General features: G+C 41.5%; 12 protein-coding genes. 5 read left to right on the plus strand and 7 right to left on the minus strand.

Going from position 1 to position 18,677, the window contains the following annotated elements; all coding sequences use genetic code 11:
• Position 1: 1 nt before the first annotated feature.
• Positions 2-1,816, minus strand: a complete 1,815-nt coding sequence (locus HWE15_RS15195; RefSeq protein ID WP_290508396.1) for a potassium channel family protein — start codon at positions 1,814-1,816, stop codon at positions 2-4.
• 350 nt (positions 1,817-2,166) lie between these two features.
• Entirely contained in the window at positions 2,167-3,078 is a 912-nt protein-coding gene (locus HWE15_RS15200) for a sugar phosphate isomerase/epimerase (RefSeq protein WP_290508397.1), read from the minus strand.
• 112 nt (positions 3,079-3,190) lie between these two features.
• On the opposite strand from HWE15_RS15200, the gene HWE15_RS15205 reads away from it, so the two are divergent.
• From HWE15_RS15205 to HWE15_RS15220, 4 genes are read left to right on the plus strand one after another with little or no spacing between them, the layout of a single operon-like run.
• The gene (locus tag HWE15_RS15205; RefSeq protein ID WP_290508398.1) at positions 3,191-3,901 is read left to right on the plus strand and encodes a hypothetical protein; all 711 of its coding nucleotides are present in this window, start codon (positions 3,191-3,193) and stop codon (positions 3,899-3,901) included.
• The gene (locus HWE15_RS15210; protein ID WP_290508399.1) at positions 3,898-6,648 is read left to right on the plus strand and encodes a TonB-dependent receptor; all 2,751 of its coding nucleotides are present in this window, start codon (positions 3,898-3,900) and stop codon (positions 6,646-6,648) included. The genes HWE15_RS15205 and HWE15_RS15210 overlap by 4 nt, the downstream gene beginning before the upstream one ends.
• On the plus strand, positions 6,648-7,802 hold the full coding sequence (locus HWE15_RS15215; RefSeq protein WP_290508400.1) for a DUF4249 domain-containing protein: 1,155 nt from the start codon (positions 6,648-6,650) through the stop codon (positions 7,800-7,802). Before HWE15_RS15210 ends, HWE15_RS15215 begins: the two co-directional genes overlap by 1 nt.
• Before the next feature lie 8 nt (positions 7,803-7,810).
• The gene (locus HWE15_RS15220) at positions 7,811-9,427 is read left to right on the plus strand and encodes a hypothetical protein (RefSeq protein ID WP_290508401.1); all 1,617 of its coding nucleotides are present in this window, start codon (positions 7,811-7,813) and stop codon (positions 9,425-9,427) included.
• Positions 9,428-9,429: 2 nt separating this feature from the next.
• Here the strand turns inward: HWE15_RS15220 and HWE15_RS15225 are convergent, their stop codons facing one another.
• The 5 genes from HWE15_RS15225 to tilS all read right to left on the minus strand — a co-directional run bounded on the left by HWE15_RS15225 (position 9,430) and on the right by tilS (position 16,827).
• A complete protein-coding gene (locus HWE15_RS15225) occupies positions 9,430-11,091 on the minus strand; it encodes a mechanosensitive ion channel family protein (protein WP_290508402.1) in 1,662 nt (553 codons plus the stop codon).
• Positions 11,092-11,121: 30 nt separating this feature from the next.
• A complete protein-coding gene (locus HWE15_RS15230) occupies positions 11,122-13,827 on the minus strand; it encodes a hypothetical protein (RefSeq protein WP_290508403.1) in 2,706 nt (901 codons plus the stop codon).
• Positions 13,828-13,919: 92 nt separating this feature from the next.
• Positions 13,920-14,855, minus strand: a complete 936-nt coding sequence (gene mdh, locus HWE15_RS15235) for a malate dehydrogenase (RefSeq protein ID WP_290508404.1) — start codon at positions 14,853-14,855, stop codon at positions 13,920-13,922.
• Positions 14,856-14,989: 134 nt separating this feature from the next.
• Positions 14,990-15,505: a Crp/Fnr family transcriptional regulator gene (locus HWE15_RS15240; protein ID WP_290508405.1), complete on the minus strand. Its 516-nt coding sequence runs from the start codon at positions 15,503-15,505 to the stop codon at positions 14,990-14,992.
• Entirely contained in the window at positions 15,505-16,827 is a 1,323-nt protein-coding gene (gene tilS, locus HWE15_RS15245; protein WP_290508406.1) for a tRNA lysidine(34) synthetase TilS, read from the minus strand. Before tilS ends, HWE15_RS15240 begins: the two co-directional genes overlap by 1 nt.
• 48 nt (positions 16,828-16,875) lie before the next feature.
• On the opposite strand from tilS, the gene HWE15_RS15250 reads away from it, so the two are divergent.
• Complete coding sequence (locus HWE15_RS15250) at positions 16,876-18,570, plus strand: OstA-like protein (RefSeq protein WP_290508407.1); 1,695 nt, start codon at positions 16,876-16,878, stop codon at positions 18,568-18,570.
• Positions 18,571-18,677: the final 107 nt, after the last annotated feature.

Here is an 18,677-nt window from a genome sequence, read left to right on the forward strand (position 1 = left end):
ATCAGTTCAACAACTGGGATATCAAAGACACTGAGAATATCGTCAACATAAACCAGCCAATAAAACCTTGAATAATGGCTAAATAGCGAGGCAGGCCTTTTATGGGGATCTCACCAAAACCTAAGGTAGTAAAGGTGTTGATGCTCAGCATAAGGGCATTGAGCATTTTGATAAAGAGGTCGTAGAGGATGGCGATAAAAAAAACGAGCAACAGCAAGACGGTTTTGATAGCTTTTTTTTGTGCCGGTAGATCCGACCATTTCCCTTTGAAAATATCAATCTTTTGAAGGAGCCAGGAAGAAGTTTTTGTGCTTGCCGTTGACCAGCGATAGAGAGGGAGGGCTGTAGCCAGAAAGATTTTAGGAACCGTTTTTCCGTTTTCCTCAAAGAACTTTCTAAAGCCTTCATAATGGGCTAGCTCATCTCTTTTATTCTCCAGATACACATCGTGCATGCCGGCATTCTGGTTGAGGTATTTTAGAAAGAAATGATAGCGGTAGAGCATCCGGTCTTTGCCATGACTGTCCCAATAGTTAGGGAAGAAAAGATAGATAAGTGCAAAAATTAGAATAACATAAACGGACATGGTTATCGCCTTAGAGGGCTTTGTCCCATAATCCGAAAAAATCTTTAGGAATTGGTTCACCTTCCATTCGAAGAAGGTGTCAAATGAAGGGTTTTCCTGGTATACATATTGAAGCCTCTGCGTTTGCAAATCCTTTAATGCGATATAACTCGCATTCGCAGATTCAATGTCATGTTGTTTTTTGTAAATGTCGTTGATCGTTCCTAAGAGTTTTATTTCTTCACGAAATGCAGCGTTATCTGCAAACCTGGCAGCGTCTTTATAGTGTAATAAAATGGCAGCGTCTTTTTCGAATTCTTGACCTTTCAAATTATCTCCCCCTGCCATTTTTAATAAGAAATCGTAATAGGCATCACTGTTGATAAGACCGCTTTGAAATTGTGTCCAATCGATGGTGAAATTGGAGGTGTTTTCGTTTAGAGATAAGCCGGCAATAAAATCATATTTATTATTAACAAAATCGACCTTTTCATTCTCAATGGGAAAATCTAAATCTATAAATCGCTCACCAAAATCATTGTTCTCTATTACTATATCTGAATTGTCAAAAAATGACATGGAATAGGAATCACTCCCTTTGAACTGATTGTTCGTGAATCTTACTCGTCCAAAGCTTTGTAAAAGAAAAAAAGATCTTGCATCCGAATTCTGGCCTCCAAACTTGCAATCATTGATTTCTAACATGACATTTTGCTTGCCTCCTTTCAAACAAAGAATGTGGGGGTCGCTATCGAATATTACCTTGTTAAAATAAAGGCGTTCAAACTTAGAGAAGGTCTCGATTTTTGAATTTGAATTAATTTCCTCTAGCAATTGAGGGATATACTCGTTGAATCCTATACTTATTTTCAAAAAGCGGATGTTCTGGAAACTCCCAAAAACATTTGTGAAAACCACCTTTTCATGAAACTCGATTTGATTCAGATATCTATTGAGAAGAGAAAAACGATTAAATGGATCAAAAACCACATTTTCTAGTTCCAAGGCCTTTCGAATATGAATGGTATCACTTCTGGTTGAGCTAGTATTCTCTTTGGCCAAAAAAGACTCATCAGTAAGCTTGTTATAAAAGATCAGTGCATTATCCAGTCTAAAAACAGAGTCTTCCTCATTTTCGATCATCTGAAAGAACTCCGAATAGGAGTATTCAGCTAATTCGTTTTTATTTTGTGTCTGAGAAAAAGTCAGTAATGGAAAAATAAGCCCAAGGACCAGTATCAAATAGCGCATAATCTTACAAGTTGTTATAAGTTAATTACTTATTGGGGAATCAAAAATTCTATTCCCCTCTTCATTAACTTTTTATGCCGTTCCAGTCTGTGTCTTTGTAAGCCACAGTAGATAGGAAGGTCCTAAGTTTGGGAGAAAAATCTGCCGTTCCGATGGCTATCGGGATGGTGAAGATATTCGACCTTGCCTCAAAAGTATGATGTGCAGTCATTGCGATCCCGACAAGGTCGAGAGAAGCAATCTCAATATTGATTTAATTTAAATCAGGGAAGATTGCTTCACTTCGTTCGCAATTACGGAAGTCTTCTGAGACAGCCGCAGTTAATCCCTTTATCTACAACAATCAGGCTTTAAAAAAACTGCTTCATTTTTTCCAGACCCGTTTGGGCGACGACATCGGCATCCATGGCATAAAGACTCGGATTGAATAGTTCCAAAGAAAGGATCTTGGTTCCGCCCATATTCTTTAAGGTCTGCGCCACTTCCACCAGGGGACCTACGCCATCGCCGGGATATACCCGGTGCTTGTCCTCTTGCTCTGTTCGGGCCAGGGTGCCGGGGAAATCATTCATATGAAAGACTTCCACCGCATTCCCACTGAGTAGTTTGAGCCCATCAAAACCCGAACCTCCCCGAAAGAGATGATAAATATCCGGTAGCAATCGAGCATCCGCATCATTAGCCATTGCTGCGACTGCTAGGGCTTGGCCGAGTTGATAAAAAGGTGGAAAAGCTCCCCAAAACTCCAGCTGCGGCATGCAGCCGGTTTTGCGACCTAGTTCCAAGAGTTGGGCGTATTTTTCTCCCGCTTCAAATAGATCTACCGGTGCTTCCGCTCCTATTGCCGGAGCAGCGATGCGCTTGCAACCAATAGCTGCGAGCTGATTCATTTCCTTTTCGATTTGGGCAAAGCCTTTTTTACTTTTCTCCGCATCCTGCGCCATCCAGGTAGCAAAACCAATGGCATTCACCGCTTCGATTCCCGCATCATCCAATTCCTTTTTCAGGGCTTGAAGGCTTTTCCCAGACGCCAAATACGCATCAATTTCCATTATCCACAGCTCGATCCCATCATAACCTGCCCGGGCAGTGACATTGATCATTTCTGAAAGGCTCAGCTTTTGCCCCCGTATGGTAGAAGTATTCAAAGAGAATTTAAAGTTGGATTCTCTTTTTTGATCGGGTTTTGCTTCGGCATTCATTGCCACTCCGGCTAAAGGGGCCAAAGCAAGTGATTTGAGCAGGTTTCTACGGTTTATCATAATAAGTCTGGGATTTTTGTATCAATTTTTTCCCTTCCATCGTAAAGGGAAACCACTTAAAGATATTTTTAAAAATAAAAATCTTCCATTGGAATCTGTCGTAATTTCATCCATGCGGAAAATTATTTTTGCTTGGGGTCTGTGTACCCTACTAGTGGCTTCGGCTTGGTCTCAGACCGTCAATGAGAATTTAGCAAATCTTGAAAAATATCAAGAAGAGCTCCCGTTTTTTCAGGAATTGATCACAGGCGCTCAATACCCAGAGCCCCCTCGAAATTATGATGGGTTCCCTTATTTCTCAACTCGTTCTTTTGAAAAGGGAGGTTTAACCATCAATCGGGTTTTCTATCCGGATGTTCCACTTTTGTATGATATCCGATACGATCAAGTGATTACATTTCATCCGCTTTTTTCTCAAAAATTATTGATCAATCCTGCCAAAATTGATGGGTTTGTCTTAGAGGATGGGAGTGAATTCAGACAGCTGAGTGGAAATGAGGATTATTTGTATGATAAGAATGGGTTTTATGAAATCATCGCCTCCGGTTCGATGGAGTTGGTCTCAAAGCACTACAAAGTGGACAAGCCGGCAAGGGAATTAGGGGACTATGTGGGGTATTATATCGAGTATGAGGATTTTTTCTTGGTAAAGGGTGACCAGTTTTTTCCAGTTAAAAGGAAGAAAGATGCGATCAAGCTGCTCCAAGTGGAGAAAAAGGGGATCAGAGAAAACCTGACGCGTAACCGCATTTACTTCAATCAAAACCGTCGAAATTACCTTAAGGCTTTATTACAGCTCGCTACTCAATCGGAAACCCTATGAACTATCGCCGGTTTTTATTCTTTTTAGTCCTTTTCCTTGGATGGGGTATCGGGGATCTTTCGGCTCAAAGCATCCAGAAATTCTCCGGGTTTTTCGCTGGAATTTCCTTTGAGCGATTTGTTGAAAAAATCGAATCAGAAAGTGATTACCGATTTTATTTTTCAAAAGAACAACTCGCCGATCTCTCAGTCAACATGCAAGCAAATGATTCCCAATTGAAGGATTTGTTGGAAATCGTTTTTTCAGAGACGGATTTTCAATTCGCCATTTCTTCGGACCATCGGGTTTTTATAACCAAGGGAGAGAAAATGCAGGTGGGGTTTGCCAGGGGATATTTTGAACCAAAGAAAGACTTGGGATCCGGATCTTCGGGGATGTCTGGAACTGAATTAGGAGCTTTCGCCAAAAATATGCGGTTTGAGATAGGAAAGGACCAAGTAGATCCGACTCGGGAAACAGCAATCCTTAGTGGAAAAGTGACCAATATTGATAATGGCGAGCCCATGTTGGGGACGGTTATTTTTGAGAAAGTGGATTATCAAAAGACCATCACCGATTCGGATGGGAATTATAAAATCGAATTACCGAAAGGACGCCACACGCTCTTTATACAAAATCCAGGGGGTTATCAGGAGCAGCGACAAATTGAGCTCTTTGGCGATGGGGCCTTGAATATGGAGGTTCAGGAAAGCTTTCTCTCGCTGGATGAAGTTGTGGTGAGTTCCGGGGCTCTGAACAATATCAATAAATTGGATATGGGGGTGCAGTCCATTAGCATAGCCGATGTACGTAAGCTTCCAGCCGTGTTGGGAGAGGTTGATATTTTGCGTGGGGTCTTGACAATGCCGGGGGTGAATACCGTGGGAGAAGCGAGTGTAGGATTCAATGTGCGTGGAGGAGCTGCGGATCAAAATCTGATTCTCTATAATCAATCCACCATTTTTAATCCTTCTCATGTGTTTGGATTCTTCTCAGCCTTCAACCCAGACATGGTTTCGGGCGTGGAATTATACAAAGGATCTGTTCCGGTAAATTATGGAGGACGCTTATCCTCGGTCTTGCAGGTTGAACCCAAGTTTGGGAGATCGGATAAAATTGGAGGAAGCGGCGGTATCGGTATCATGACGGGGCGCTTGAGTTTGGAAGGGCCAATCGGAGAGAAGACGACTTTCATTGTTGGTGGAAGAACTACCTATTCCAACTGGGCTTTGGACTTGCTGGAGGAGGAGGCAGCGCTGGAAGGGTCCAATGCTTCGTTTTATGACCTAAATGCGAATATCCGGCATGAATTCAGTGAACGGGATCAACTCGAAATCACCACCTATCTTTCCAATGATTCCTTTGGATTTGATTTGGATACCACCTATTCCTATGAGAATGTAAACCTAGCAGCTACTTGGCGACATTATTTCAATGAGCAATTAGAAGGTCGGTTTACGTTGGGAAGTGACCACTACCAATTTGGAATTATCGGGCAAGACAATCCGCTGAATGCTTATCAGTTTAGCTTTGATGTTAGCCAGCTTCATTTACGAGCTGATTTTGAATACCGAAAAGGGGAGAATCACATTTATAAATTTGGTTTGCATGGTATTCAATACCAGCTGAATCCCGGAACGAATAGTCCTTTTGGACCTGAATCGATTGTCATTCCTGAGGATTTGGAGGATGAGCAAGCGCGTGAATTATCCATCTATTTTGGGGATGAATGGACGATCAGTGAGCAGCTATCCATCAGCTATGGAGGAAGGTATATGTTTTACCAACTCTTTGGTCCGATGACGGTCAATAACTATGTGCCGGATGCGCCGATCACAGATAGCAATGTGATAGGAGAGGAGACTTTTGGTTCGGGAGAGAATGTTCAAACGTATCATGGACCGGAATTTCGAGTTTCAGGAAGATACACCTTGAATAATCAATCTTCCATCAAGCTTGGGTTTAACACCATGCGGCAGAATATTCACCTATTATCCAATACCTCAGCGATAGCTCCTACGGATTCGTGGAAGCTGAGTGACCGATACATCCGACCTCAAACAGGCGGGCAGGCATCCTTCGGATATTATCGAAATATGGCTTTGAATACGCTGGAATTTTCAGCAGAAGTTTACTATCGCTACATGGATAATTTGTTGGATTACCGATCTGGAGCTTCGATCATTTTGAATGAAAATATTGAGCAAGATGTCCTGAATACCGAAGGAAAGGCCTATGGGATTGAGTTATTATTAAAAAAGACGACAGGAAGTTTGACTGGCTCTTTAGCCTATACCTATTCAAGATCTTTGCTCAGAACATCGGATGAACCGAGTATCGAAAAAATCAACGATGGAGAATTTTATCCCAGCAATTTTGACCAACCCCATCATGCAGTTTTGGTGGCGAATTATGAGTTGAGCAAGCGGGTGAATGTGTCCTTAAATGGTAATTACAGTACGGGCCGACCGGTGACTTTGCCTATCGCCAAATTTGAATATGCTGGGTCTGAACGAGTTTATTTTTCAGACCGAAATGCCTACAGAATCCCGGATTACTTCCGCCTCGATTTGTCAGTAAATCTGGAAGGGAATCACAAAGTTCGAAAGTTAGCACACTCTTCTTGGTCCTTAGGAATATATAATGTGCTAGGACGCAGTAATCCCTATTCAGTGTATTATACACCAATTGATGGTCAATTACGCGGCTATCAATTATCCATCTTTGCGAGGCCCATTCCCTTCATTACCTATAATTTCAAGTTCTGATGAGAAAGAATCTATTTTTGAGTTTACTGCTGATTGGGACCTTGCTTTCTTGTAGGGAGCCTTTTGAGCCAGAAATTAATCCGGTTGATTTGAATGTCTTGGTAGTGGAAGGTTATTTGGACACAGAGGGGACAGCAAGTCAGCTTAGCTTAAGTTTTACTCAGCCTATTCAAGGTCAAAATCAATCCAGTTCCTTGGTGGAGGGAGCGGATATTTACCTGGAAAGTCTTTCTGGTGAGCAATTTTCATTTTCAGAATTGGGACAAGGAGTGTATGAATTCCAGTATGATGTTTCGGAATCAGGAACCTATCGTTTGCATATTATCCTTCGGGATGGCAGTAGTTATACTTCTGAAGAACTTCAGCCTTTGATTACTCCAGATATCATTGATGTGGGATTCGAGAAAAATGAAGGTGGGGTGGAGATTTTTTTGACTACACAGGGAGATGAAAATGCGGATGACTTTCTTTGGACTTATGAGGAGACTTGGGCTTTTCGTCCTCCTTTTATTTCCTTGGATAAGTATGTGCCAGAAACGCAGCAAATCGTCCCCCGGACTCAGGAAGAGCGTATTGATCTCTGCTACCGAAGTCAACGCAATTCAGATCTCTTACTCGAGACCTCATCACGATTTCAGGATCAATTCGTTTTTCGTCAGGCCATAAGGCAAATCAATAGAGGAGATGAGCGACTTTCGTTGCGGTACAGTATCTTAATTTCCCAAAAAGCCATCAGTCAAGATGACTCGGAGTTTTGGGAAATATTGAAAAAGAATTCAGATGATTTGGGCTCTATTTTTAGTCCACTTCCTTCCCTAATTGGGGGAAATATCAAACAGGATCAAAATTCTGATGTGCCAGTGATCGGACAGGTTAGTTTGGGGGTGGTAAAGCAAAGACGACTATTCATCGACATTCGGGAAGTAGCTCCTTGGCGAGCAGATGTAGAAGAGTACTTCGGTTGTGTCACTGCACCGGATACTGTATTAGTTGCAAATTATGATTCCTATTTTCGATCAGGAGGCAATATTCCTACAACGCCGGTTTTTCTGGAAAATGGTTTTGTACCTATTGGATACCGCTATAGCCAAGCTTCATGCGTGGATTGTACCCGAAGAGGAACGAATGTTAGACCTGAATTTTGGGAGGATTAATGATGGAAATGAGGCTTACAACTTGGTTGGGGATATTCCTTTTTTGGTTTCAATTTTTCATTGTTCCAAATTCTTTTGCACAGGAGACCGTTTCGGAATCAGTTGAGTTTTCGATACCAAAAACACTTTATTTTACTGGGGAAAAAATCTGGATTGATGCTGAAGTGTGGCAGCAGCAAGCTCCCACGACCTCTCATGTGGTGTATGCTGAGCTTCTCAATCGGGAAAATGAGTCTGTCCATTTAGCAAAGCTATTGCTGGAAAAAGGTAAGGTTTTTCATTTTTTAGAGATTCCGCGTGAAATTCCCTCAGACCATTATTTATTACGGGTTTATACCCGGATTAGTCCTTTCTTGGATATGGGAAAGGGGCTGAAGCAGCAATTGGTGACTATTTTCAATCCGACTATTTCTCCCAAAGTTGACTTAGAAAAGGCTGCTGCCTTTGAAAAAGAATGGGCCTCAGAACCTTCCATTTCACTCTCCGAAAAGAAGCCTAACCTTGGAAGTACCCTGTCCATCCTTTGGAAATCCGAAGATCCAATAGAGGTAAAAGTTCGGGTGAAAAATCCTTACTTGGAAATGGATCAAATGATTAGCTCCTCGGACCTTTATGTAAAGCCGCCGGTGGGCAAGTTGCTTCCTGAGCTTTTTGGGCATATTGTTGCCGCACAGGTGGACTCTCGGACCGTTGATACGACGAAAGTTTATTTCCTTTCGGTCCATGGTCGTGAGTCAGCACTTTACACCGATCGACCAGATGAATCGGGTAATTTGTTTTTTGATATCGGGGGCTTGAAACATTGGGATTTTATGATCGCTCAGGCAGATGAGAATGGGGATATGTTGGATTTTGAATTGCTTTCTCCTGCGGTTCGAACTGAGTTTAAACCTGATTTTAAATTTCCGGAATTGGTCATCAGTCCAAAAGATGAGCCCTACCTGCAGCAGTTACTTTTCAGCAGTGGGGTACAAACTTATTTTACGGAACGCTATCGACAGGAACCTGTTCCTGTTGTTACGGGCTTTGTCGCTGACCGGACCTTTATGTTGGATGACTATACCCGTTTTGAATCGGTTGAAACAGTCATTAAGGAATATGTGCCGATGATTTCGGTTCGTACACGACAAGGGAAGAAAGAATTTCGGTCCATCAATGAAAATGGGGGAGTATTTAATGGGAATCCTTTGATGCTTGTGGATGGAATGCCGGTTTTTGACTCCGATCAATTGGCAGCATTCAACCCAAAAACGTTTGAAAAGTTAGAAGTTCTCTCCAGGCTTTTTTACCTCAATGATCGGGAATTTGAGGGCGTGATGAGTTTTTCTTCCTACCAAAGCAATGTGGGAGGTTTCCCCTTGCCTAGTAATGCATTTTTCACTCCCTACAAAGGGATTCAGGTTCCGATTGATTTGGTCAATTCTATTTCTCAGCCTGATTTGGAAAATGAAGATTTCCGCTCCATTCTGTATTGGTCAAAAGATCCGCTGGTTGATCCTGCGAATGGTTCTTTAGAAATCTTGATTCCAAATCTCCAAGTACCTTTTGAAGTGGAGCTTATTTCTGAGCTACCTGCTGGGCGGAAAGAAATCAAGAAGACCATTTTTAAGGTCAAGCAGGATTAATTCTACTCTTTTTTACTAAGTTCGGATGCCAAAAATGCGCTAAGCTTTTTCTGGTATTCTGACTGTTCAGAAGGATAGGTTGGGATTAATCCTTTTTTCTCTGGGAAGCTTTCCATGTGTAAGGTTTGGGTTGGGAATGCAAACCTCACACCCAGAGAATTGGCTAGCTTGACAATTTGAATCAGAATCTCGTGCCTTGCCTTGAGTTCTTCAGGCCAAGTAGGAACCTCAAAGAAGATGTAAAACATCACATCTTGGCTGTAAGAAGAAAGATTATTGAAAAAGATATTGAAGTAGTCCTTTCTGGTGTCAGGATGTGCAAGAACAATTTCCTTCAAACCTTTTACAAACTCATCAATCAATTGGGGAGGTGTGTCATAGGTGACGGTCAAAGTCGTATAAAACCGTCTGTATTTTCGAAGGCCGTGGTTGTCTAAGATGGCATCCGCAATTTTTCCATTGGGAACATACATGACGGAATTACGGAAAGTGCGGATCCTTGTAGACCGAAAGCCAACCTCTTCCACTGTACCATCAATATCCCCAGAAGTAATCCAATCACCGACCTGAAACGGTTTGTCAATAAAGATCATAATGGATCCGAAGAAATTCTTGATGGTGTCCTGTGCTGCCAAGGCAATGGCGACACCACCAATGGACAATCCAGTAAGGAAGGGGATTATATCTAGGTTAAGCCCATCTCGAAGGATAAAGAGCGTTCCGATAATTATCACAAATGCCTTTAGCGTCTTGCGCAGGAGCGGCACCAATTGATCGTCCAAGGTAGACTCAGTTTTCGTAGCCAAGCGAGCAAAGTATACCGCCAAGACATTGACTAATTTGTAAAAAATCAAGGTCAGGAGTAGTGGCTTTATCGTCCGAAGAATCACGACCATCCAAGACCAGATTTCTACAGGTAACTGTAAAACGGGAAGAAGAATGGAAAGAATCTGAGCGATTAAAAAGTAACTGACCACTTTGGCTACAGGCAGGAGGTAGTTTTCCCCGATTTGCTGGTAATTGAATTTTCGGAATAGATAAACCAGTACTTTGTCAATCAAGAAGGTCAATATAAAATGGCTGACAAAAACCAGGAAGATAATAAAGAACAGTCCGACTAACTGCCAAGAGTAGAGCCCAAGGTATTTGTCATTTCCGATTTTGGGAAGGAGGTTTAAAAGTCGATCAGTTCCATAGGGATAGGTTTTCTTATGGAGTTCGTCGATTTGACTTACAGTAAAAGATGAAAACTTCCACTCAGCTCCGACTTTTTCGAGGAATACACCGGGTAATTTATCCCTGTCGAAATAATAAATGTCTTCATTAGTGAGTCCAGTTGTATCCTGATAATCTGCAAGTCTTGGGATTTGGCTTGCCCGAATTATGATGCCCTGCCCTTCAAATACTTGCTTGAGCTTGATGCTTAATTTTGTGGCATCCTCATCTTGTTGCCCTGAAAGATCTAGTGTGGAGGCAGCTTTTTCAGGGAAAAAATTATTGTCCTCCAGATTGTAAAAAAAGGTCAAGGTGGTATGGTAAGGAGTGCTCAGATTGGGGCGATTAGTATCTGAAATGGAAGTGGCATTATCCCTGATCAATTGGGCTTGAAGCTGAAGGGATAGAAGCAGTAAAAAACTTAAAGTCGCTATTATTTTTCGAGACATAACTTTCATCTTTTGAATCAATTGAGCCGATTAGGCGGCAAGTAAGTAGGAGATCAATTTATTCCCTACTATGGAACGAATCAGGTATTGATTATTCCGCTGATCAAAACTTATCTGAATCCTTCCTGAGCTATCCAAAGGTAAATTCGTAAGTAGATTTCCATTTAAATCATACAGAAAGGCGAAGTTTTGCTCCTGATCTACCAATGCAAAAATCTGACGATTGCCTCCAAAATCAAAATATTGATAGATAAGCTTCCCTTCGGAAACCCTGCTGTTGAATAGTTCCTCTTCTTTTGAACTGAAGACTTTCAGTTGGTTGAAGGTTTTGGATACGATCAGAAAGCTTTGGTTTTTTTGGTCTGGAACCAAGAAGAATTCACTATCTCGATCTTCTTTCACCAATTGGTTTCGATTTATAATTTCTCCGTCGAAATTTACCTGAATAACTTGTCCGTCTTTCGTTACTCCTGTCAAGCCAAATCGGTTTGAAGCAGCCAATCTCCCAAAGAAAAGCCCGGAATTAAACGCACCTTTCAAATCATAGGGTGAGCCATCTTCTTTTTCTCCTCTTCGATTAAACAGATGTAGGGATCCACTGGTAGAAAGTGTACCCATGTAATCCCCTTTTCCAGGGACTCGGAAGTGATTTGGAGCTTGGAAACTTGGGTCTTGAAGGGAATTAGGGTTCCATCCATCCAAACGTTTGCCGATCTTGTCCAGAAGGTAAAGATTCCCTTCGGCTGTTGCTAAGAAGAAGCGGTATTCGCGGTTATTGTCATAATCTACTAACTGCAGGTGCGTTAGTTTTTCTTCAAAATCAAAAGGGTAACCGGTAAGTGGATTTCCCAGACGATCTATCCCGTAAACTTTCTCAGGGGTTGCTAGCAAAACCTGAAGTTTCCCGTTTTTGTAATAGTCGATTTGGAAGGCTTCTCCTAAAATCGGACCAGATAGTGGGTAGCTGTATACAAGCGTACCATCTGCATTCAATAGATGAAGGTTGTAATTTTCATCTTGAAGAATGAGGTCTTCCGTTCCATCTTGGTAATTGGTGATGGACTGCGGTCCCCATATCAATCGACTTTCAAACTCAACCTGTTTTTGAGAAGCCAAACTTACGGCAGCTGGTGTAGTCTCTACCGGAGAAGGGGATTCTTCATCAAAAGGTATAATGATGCTACTTTTTTTAACATCTCCCACCTGACTGATTCGAAGACTGAGGTAATCAAAAGAGGTGAATACCGGGCGATAACGTTGCAGGAAGGAACTCCATGCTGAATTTGCCTGATCGGTCCAACTCGTCCAAATAGGCCCCAACCGATAAGTTTGAGAAAATCCAGTACTCGGATTGAGTACATTTCCCAAATTTAAACTTGAACTCGAGTTTGTCCAGGTATAGCCAGCAGATAAGTCATCCAAAAGCATTTTAATAGCTGTTTGAGAATTTGCAAATAGGAGGAGATTTCCTCGTTGTGAGATAAAGGTTTGAGGGAAACCTTGGAATTTGCCCGAAAAAAGGTAAGCTGGCAACTCTTCTATGCCCACAAAAAAAATCTCCTCACCCAAATAGAAGTCCGAAAAGGTAGATGTTTCTTGTTCCAGATAATTTTTTAAAATACTAATTGGTGAATTGTCGCTGATTATCCGTGCAACAAGGATTAAGTTTCGACTCCCGTCCGCATTTGGTTCTAATTCCTGTAAATAAAATTCCCCACCTAATCCATCGATAAATCCTTGATCAATGAGATTGCGCTGAACCTCACCTTGGATAGTTGATTTTCCCTGGAATCCACGATTGGTGAGGGCTTGGATTTCAAAAATCCCTGGTAAATTATACTGGGTGATGGAAAGTGCTCTAGCTGAAATCCCTTCCTTAATTTCACTTAGGTTGGCTTGAAGTGAGGGGGTAAAGGAAACTTCTTCGAAGAGCGCAATATCTCCTTCAAATCGAATTTGGTCGTCATCTAAATAAACAGAAAAAATTGCCTCTGCATCTAGATTTTCTAATGATTGGATTTGAATGCTTTCGCGATCTTTAGAAGTGCCTTTTATTAAGTTGGCAAGGCTTTTTGCGCTTACCAATACCTTTCCCAAACTTCCCGCCTGATCACTTAATTCAACCTCTTCCCAATGATTTGAGATAGCTTGAGGTGCTTCATACATTCGGATGGCTTCTTCAATCAAGAAAGAAGACTCTGAAAAAATCAAAAGACCTCCAAGGTGTGCAAAGCTGTAAAGTCGTTGGTCGGTTCCTTTAAAAACCTCCGTGATTTCAATATCTGCGTAGGTCCTTTTGTTTGTTTGGATATCTGCTGGAAGTTTATCGGAAATGGAGCTGATTAAATCCTCGAATGCTGATTTTTCCTGTTGTAAAATGTAAAGTAATTCAAAGTTTTCCGCTCCATTCGGGTGGTAGGATATACTTAAAGTGTTTCCATTTAAGATGCGTGAAACCTGTCCACTCAAGCCTGTGAGGCTATCCAGTTGAGATAAGCCATTTGCAATTTCTTCGAATGCTGGGAAGGATTTTACCTTTTCCCAGAGAGGATGCGTGACGAGAGAATTCCAGCTGGCATCGGCTTGGTCTGTTTCAAAAATAAAGACAGCATTATCACTTATTAATTGTCTGTTCTGGAGCTGCGGTACTGAAGAATACTGGGTATATAACCAATATCCGGCAGCGGCAGTAACCAAAATGATTGCAAGGATTAATGCGCTTTTTCCGATGTTCACCGTGCTGGTAGTTTTTTGATTGGGGTACAAAAATCAGACCCGGAATTTAGCCTGTTTAAGACAAATCCCGGGTCTAACCATCAAGAGATTAATTAATTGGAAAGTTTATCCAATACATTCATCACCTCTTTTACGTGGCCTCGGGAAACCTCAAGAAGTGCTTTTTCTTCTTCATTGAGATCAAGTTCGATGACCTTTTCAATTCCATTCTTTCCTAGGATTACAGGAACGCCAAGATAGCAGTCATCAATTCCATATTCACCTTCTAATTTGATACAAACAGGGAATACGCGACGCTGATTTTTCAAGATGGCTTCCACCATTTGGGCAGCGGCAGATCCTGGTGCATACCAAGCTGAAGTTCCCATAAGTTTCACCAATTCACCACCACCGAATTTGGTTCGCTCGATGATCGCATCCAATTTTTCCTTTTCAACCAATTCGGTCACTGGAATTCCAGCTACTGTAGTGTAACGAGGTAGTGGAACCATGGTGTCTCCATGACCTCCCATTAGGATTGCTTGGATTTCTTTTCCAGATACATTTAGCTCTTCTGCCAAAAATGCTCTGTAGCGTGCTGTATCTAGAATTCCTGCCATTCCCATCACCTTGTTACGAGGAAGTTTGGAAGTCAAATGTGCTTGGTAAGTCATCACATCCAGTGGATTGGATACCACGATGATGATGGCGTTTGGAGAATGCTTGATCACATTTTCTGTTACGGATTTCACAATGCCCGCATTGGTTTCAATCAAGTCATCCCGAGTCATTCCAGGCTTACGAGGAAGACCAGAAGTAATGACTACCACATCAGAATTTGCAGTCTTTGCATAGTCATTTGTGCTCCCTACAGTGCGGGAATCATATTGGTTGATAGGGGCTTTTTGCCAGATATCGAGTGCCTTTCCTTCAGCTACTCCTTCTTTGATATCCACCAAAACAATCTCTTCCGCGATTTCGCGATAGGCCAAAACGTCTGCGCAGGTTGCTCCTACGTTTCCAGCCCCAACTACGGTTACTTTGCTCATGATTTTATAGATTTTATTAATGATAATTGCGTGAAAAGCGACGCTAAGTTAAGTAACAATGACAGGATTAGAAACCTCAAAAGGAATACTTTGTTGAGCGGAAATGGAAAGAGGGCGAGAAATAGGGAGAAGAATTACTCAAACATCTGTCGAAGGCTGAAAAACCCAAAGGATTCCCGGTAGGAACGGAAGAGCCGTTGGTTATTTTCATTGTAGAATTCAGCCAAGGCAGTCATGACTTTTGCCTTGATTTTGGGATTGCTGTCAAAAATTTCCTGAATAGCAAAATGAGGGATAACAATCAGATCTGCTTCATCGGAAGTAACGATTGCTGTATAGATTCGCTTGGTATTTTGCAAAAATGTATTTTCTCCAAAGGCCTGTCCCTTGTTGACTTCTAAAATGGTTTCGAAATTATCTTTTACGTCAATGGTCAAATGGACTTGTCCTTTTTTGATGAGGTATAAAGCTTGGCTTGGATCCTTACTAAAAAACACCACCTCATCTTTTTGATATTTACGCGAATGCATAGCAGGAAGAAAGCGGGACATTTCCTTGTTTTTCAGTTTTTCGAAAAACTTAAGCAACCTCAAAAAATCGAAGGTTTGAAGCTCTGCTTCAGTGTAGGTTTTAGTAAAAGGGTTTCGCATCAGTTTTTCAATTTAAAATGGAGGATCTCTCGGGTGGACTCGTCGCACTTGGCCCAATCAGCAATTCTATAGCCAATTACCCAGGCTATTTCCTCACCTGAAATCAACACCTTGACTTGCTCCTTATGGACTCGAGGTATTTTCAAATCTATTAAAAAGTCGGATATTTTTTTTGAGGCTTTCATCCCCAAAGGGATAAATCGGTCTCCCAGTTCCCAGGTCCTGACTTCCAAAGGAAAACTTAATTTTTCCAAATCTAACATGGCGTTCATTTTAGCTGGGTCAATTTTTTCACCAATTGGCTTTTTGATCAACTCGTAGGTCCCTTCTGGAAGGATTAGCTCAATATCCTGTTTTTGGATTTTTTTTGCGAGAAAAGCAGATTGAAGGGGAGCTAGAATTAATTCTTCCCGATCAACATTCAATTGATGTGTTCCACTGAAGAATTGTTTGCCTGAATCATTGGACTTGGCAGATTCTATTATGGAAGCACATTGATCAGCATTGAAACCATAGCCTCGAAGCCAATAAAAAACTAAGGTATTTGCACCAGATTGATGAGTAAAGGCGTGAAAGGGAAGGCTTTGAGTATCCCCATCGTGTTGAATATTCTGATTAAGCCAGTTTTGAGCTAAATTATGGAGCGCTTTTCCTGCGTCGTGAATCCGGGCAAAACTCCCCAAAAGGTTTTGTTTTGCATCTGGAGCTATGCCATAAAGCGTAGGTAAGGCCTCCAATCGGAGTTTGTTTCGCTTGTACTCCGTTTTTTGATTACTGGCATCTTCTCGCCAAGAGATCCCATTTGCATTTGCATAAGCTTCGATTTCCGATTTTGAAAAAGGTAAAAGCGGACGGATCAGCCAGGATTTTTTTTCAGCCATTCCCTGAATTCCATCAAGGCCAGTTCCTCTCAATAAATTCAAGAAAATAGTCTCCAACTGATCATCCTGATGATGGGCTAAAATGATGCCGTTGAGGTTTCTGTTTTTTCTAATTTCTTCAAACCAGGTATACCGAATATCACGGGCGGCCATTTGAATGGAATATTTCTTTTCCTCCGCGATTTTCTGGGTTTCAGGATGATAGAGGTGGCAGGGGATCTTATGTTTTTCGGACCAGTCAATTACAAATAATTCATCCTGATCACTTTCCTTATCCCGTAATCCAAAATTGACATGAGCTATTTCAAAAGGAATAGATGAAGCAAGAAGTAAGTGTCCTAAAACCATGCTGTCTACCCCTCCGCTACATGCTAATAAGTAGGTATGGGAAGGATCAAAAAGTGCCTTTTGCCGAATATGCTCCTGAAATGCTGATAACATTGATCAAAAATAGCTTTTTCTACTAATTTTGCCCACTTGAGTCCATCTATGAAATCGATCCCTGTTTTTTTTCTGTTCTGCAGTTTGTTCCTGTTGTCTTTGCATTCCCTTCAGGGTCAGCAGCGAGGTAGGGCAAATGCGCAGGGAAATACACTAGAAATTTTGCAGGCTGATTCTTTAAAAGGCGCTGATGGCTTTGAGCGCTTGATTGGTTCCGTCCGGATGAAAAATCAAAGCACCTTGATTACGTGCGATTCTGCTCATTTTTTCAGAATGGAAAATCGAGCTGAATTATTTGGAAGGGTGTTTATCGAAGATGAGCAGGATTCGGTCACTACCCGAAGCGCCTACGCAGAATACGATGGTAATATCAAGTTGGCAAAACTTCGGACGAACGTGGTTTTCTCAAATTTGGAGACCACAGTTTACACGGATTACCTGAATTATGACCGAGCTGGAAATATTGCAACGTATTTCAATGGAGGCCGTGTCGTGGATTCTACCAACGTCCTTACCAGTCAACGAGGTCGATATGAAGTGAATCAAGAACGGATCACTTTTACTGATGAGGTTGTCCTCGTTAATCCTGATTATACCATGAAGACCAACTATTTGGTCTACCTCACTGTACCAAAAACTGCCGAAACAAAAGGTTTGACAAATCTTGTTTCTAAAGATGGAAACACACTGGATGCAGAGAAGGGGAGTTTTTATGACACCCAAGCAAAAAGCTTTCGCTTCTTTGATGGGGTAGTTGAGACAGAAAACAGTCGTGTAAAAGCAGGGGAGCTTATTTATCGAGAGAATGAAGCCTATTATGAGGGACTGCAAGATGTCCGGGTCTTGAATAAAGAAAGGCAGGTGGAAATTTTTGGGGATAGAGGTCAATATTGGGAAGATAGAGGTTATAGTCAGGTTTATGGAAACGCCTTGGTAAGGCGTTATTTCGAAGCAGATACACTTTTTCTAACTGCAGATACCTTGATTTCACAAGATCATGAATCTGATTCTTTGAAGTATTTGCTTGCCTTTTCATCCATCCAATTAGTCAAACAAGACATGGCTGGAATTGCTGATTCTCTCAGCTATAATTATGCTGACTCTACGATTCAACTTTTCAAAGACCCTGTAATTTGGAATCAGAAAAGTCAGATCACAGCGGATTCCATGACATTTTTTATTGAAAATGAGCAGATCAAGGAGCTCTTTGTAAAAAATAATGCTTTCGCGGTCATGTCGGATACCTTGCTGAATTTTAATCAAATGAAAGGGAGGTCCATGACTGGCTTTTTCACAGATGGGCAGTTAAGTCGATTAGATATCGATGGAAATGGAGAGTCGCTGTATTATGCCTTGGAAGGGGATACCTTGGTGCAAGGAGTTAATAAAACTTTATCAGCCACCATCCGCATGGGGTTTGAAGATGGGCAACTTACCAAGGTTAATTATGGGGTCAAGCCGGAGGGGAAGTTTATTCCCGTTCAAGACATAGGAGAGGATGGAGGAAAGTTGGAAGGATTTGTCTGGAGAGCTGAAGAAAAACCAACCATGGAGACGATTTTGGCCTGGAGATCTGTGATTGAAATCGATCCAGATGCAAAAAATTTATTTGATGTTCCGGATGCTGAGATTCGAATGCCTTCAGATGAAGAAATCCAAAAATCTCTTGAAAAATGGAAGGCAAATGCAAAAAAAAGGACTTTGGTGCCACTCCAGAAAAGTCAAAATTTGCCCAACGAATAAAATCTCAAAAAATTTTATAGAGGTTAACAACAATTAACCGGAAATTTTCGTCCCGACATTACCTACTACGTAGATTTGTTGTGTATATTTCTATTCAGAATCAACAG

Origin of the sequence: Algoriphagus sp. (genome assembly GCF_013373065.1) — a bacterium.
Lineage (GTDB): Bacteria > Bacteroidota > Bacteroidia > Cytophagales > Cyclobacteriaceae > Algoriphagus.

Excerpts from the sequence above, each read along its gene's own strand:
- HWE15_RS15215 (WP_290508400.1), top strand. The coding sequence starts at position 6,648 with ATGAGAAAGAATCTATTTTTGAGTTTACTGCTGATTGGGACCTTGCTT.
- HWE15_RS15195 (WP_290508396.1), bottom strand. The coding sequence starts at position 1,816 with ATGCGCTATTTGATACTGGTCCTTGGGCTTATTTTTCCATTACTGACT.
- HWE15_RS15210 (WP_290508399.1), top strand. The coding sequence starts at position 3,898 with ATGAACTATCGCCGGTTTTTATTCTTTTTAGTCCTTTTCCTTGGATGG.
- HWE15_RS15220 (WP_290508401.1), top strand. The coding sequence starts at position 7,811 with ATGAGGCTTACAACTTGGTTGGGGATATTCCTTTTTTGGTTTCAATTT.
- HWE15_RS15205 (WP_290508398.1), top strand. The coding sequence starts at position 3,191 with ATGCGGAAAATTATTTTTGCTTGGGGTCTGTGTACCCTACTAGTGGCT.
- tilS (WP_290508406.1), bottom strand. The coding sequence starts at position 16,827 with ATGTTATCAGCATTTCAGGAGCATATTCGGCAAAAGGCACTTTTTGAT.
- HWE15_RS15240 (WP_290508405.1), bottom strand. The coding sequence starts at position 15,505 with ATGCGAAACCCTTTTACTAAAACCTACACTGAAGCAGAGCTTCAAACC.
- mdh (WP_290508404.1), bottom strand. The coding sequence starts at position 14,855 with ATGAGCAAAGTAACCGTAGTTGGGGCTGGAAACGTAGGAGCAACCTGC.
- HWE15_RS15250 (WP_290508407.1), top strand. The coding sequence starts at position 16,876 with ATGAAATCGATCCCTGTTTTTTTTCTGTTCTGCAGTTTGTTCCTGTTG.
- HWE15_RS15225 (WP_290508402.1), bottom strand. The coding sequence starts at position 11,091 with ATGTCTCGAAAAATAATAGCGACTTTAAGTTTTTTACTGCTTCTATCC.
- HWE15_RS15200 (WP_290508397.1), bottom strand. The coding sequence starts at position 3,078 with ATGATAAACCGTAGAAACCTGCTCAAATCACTTGCTTTGGCCCCTTTA.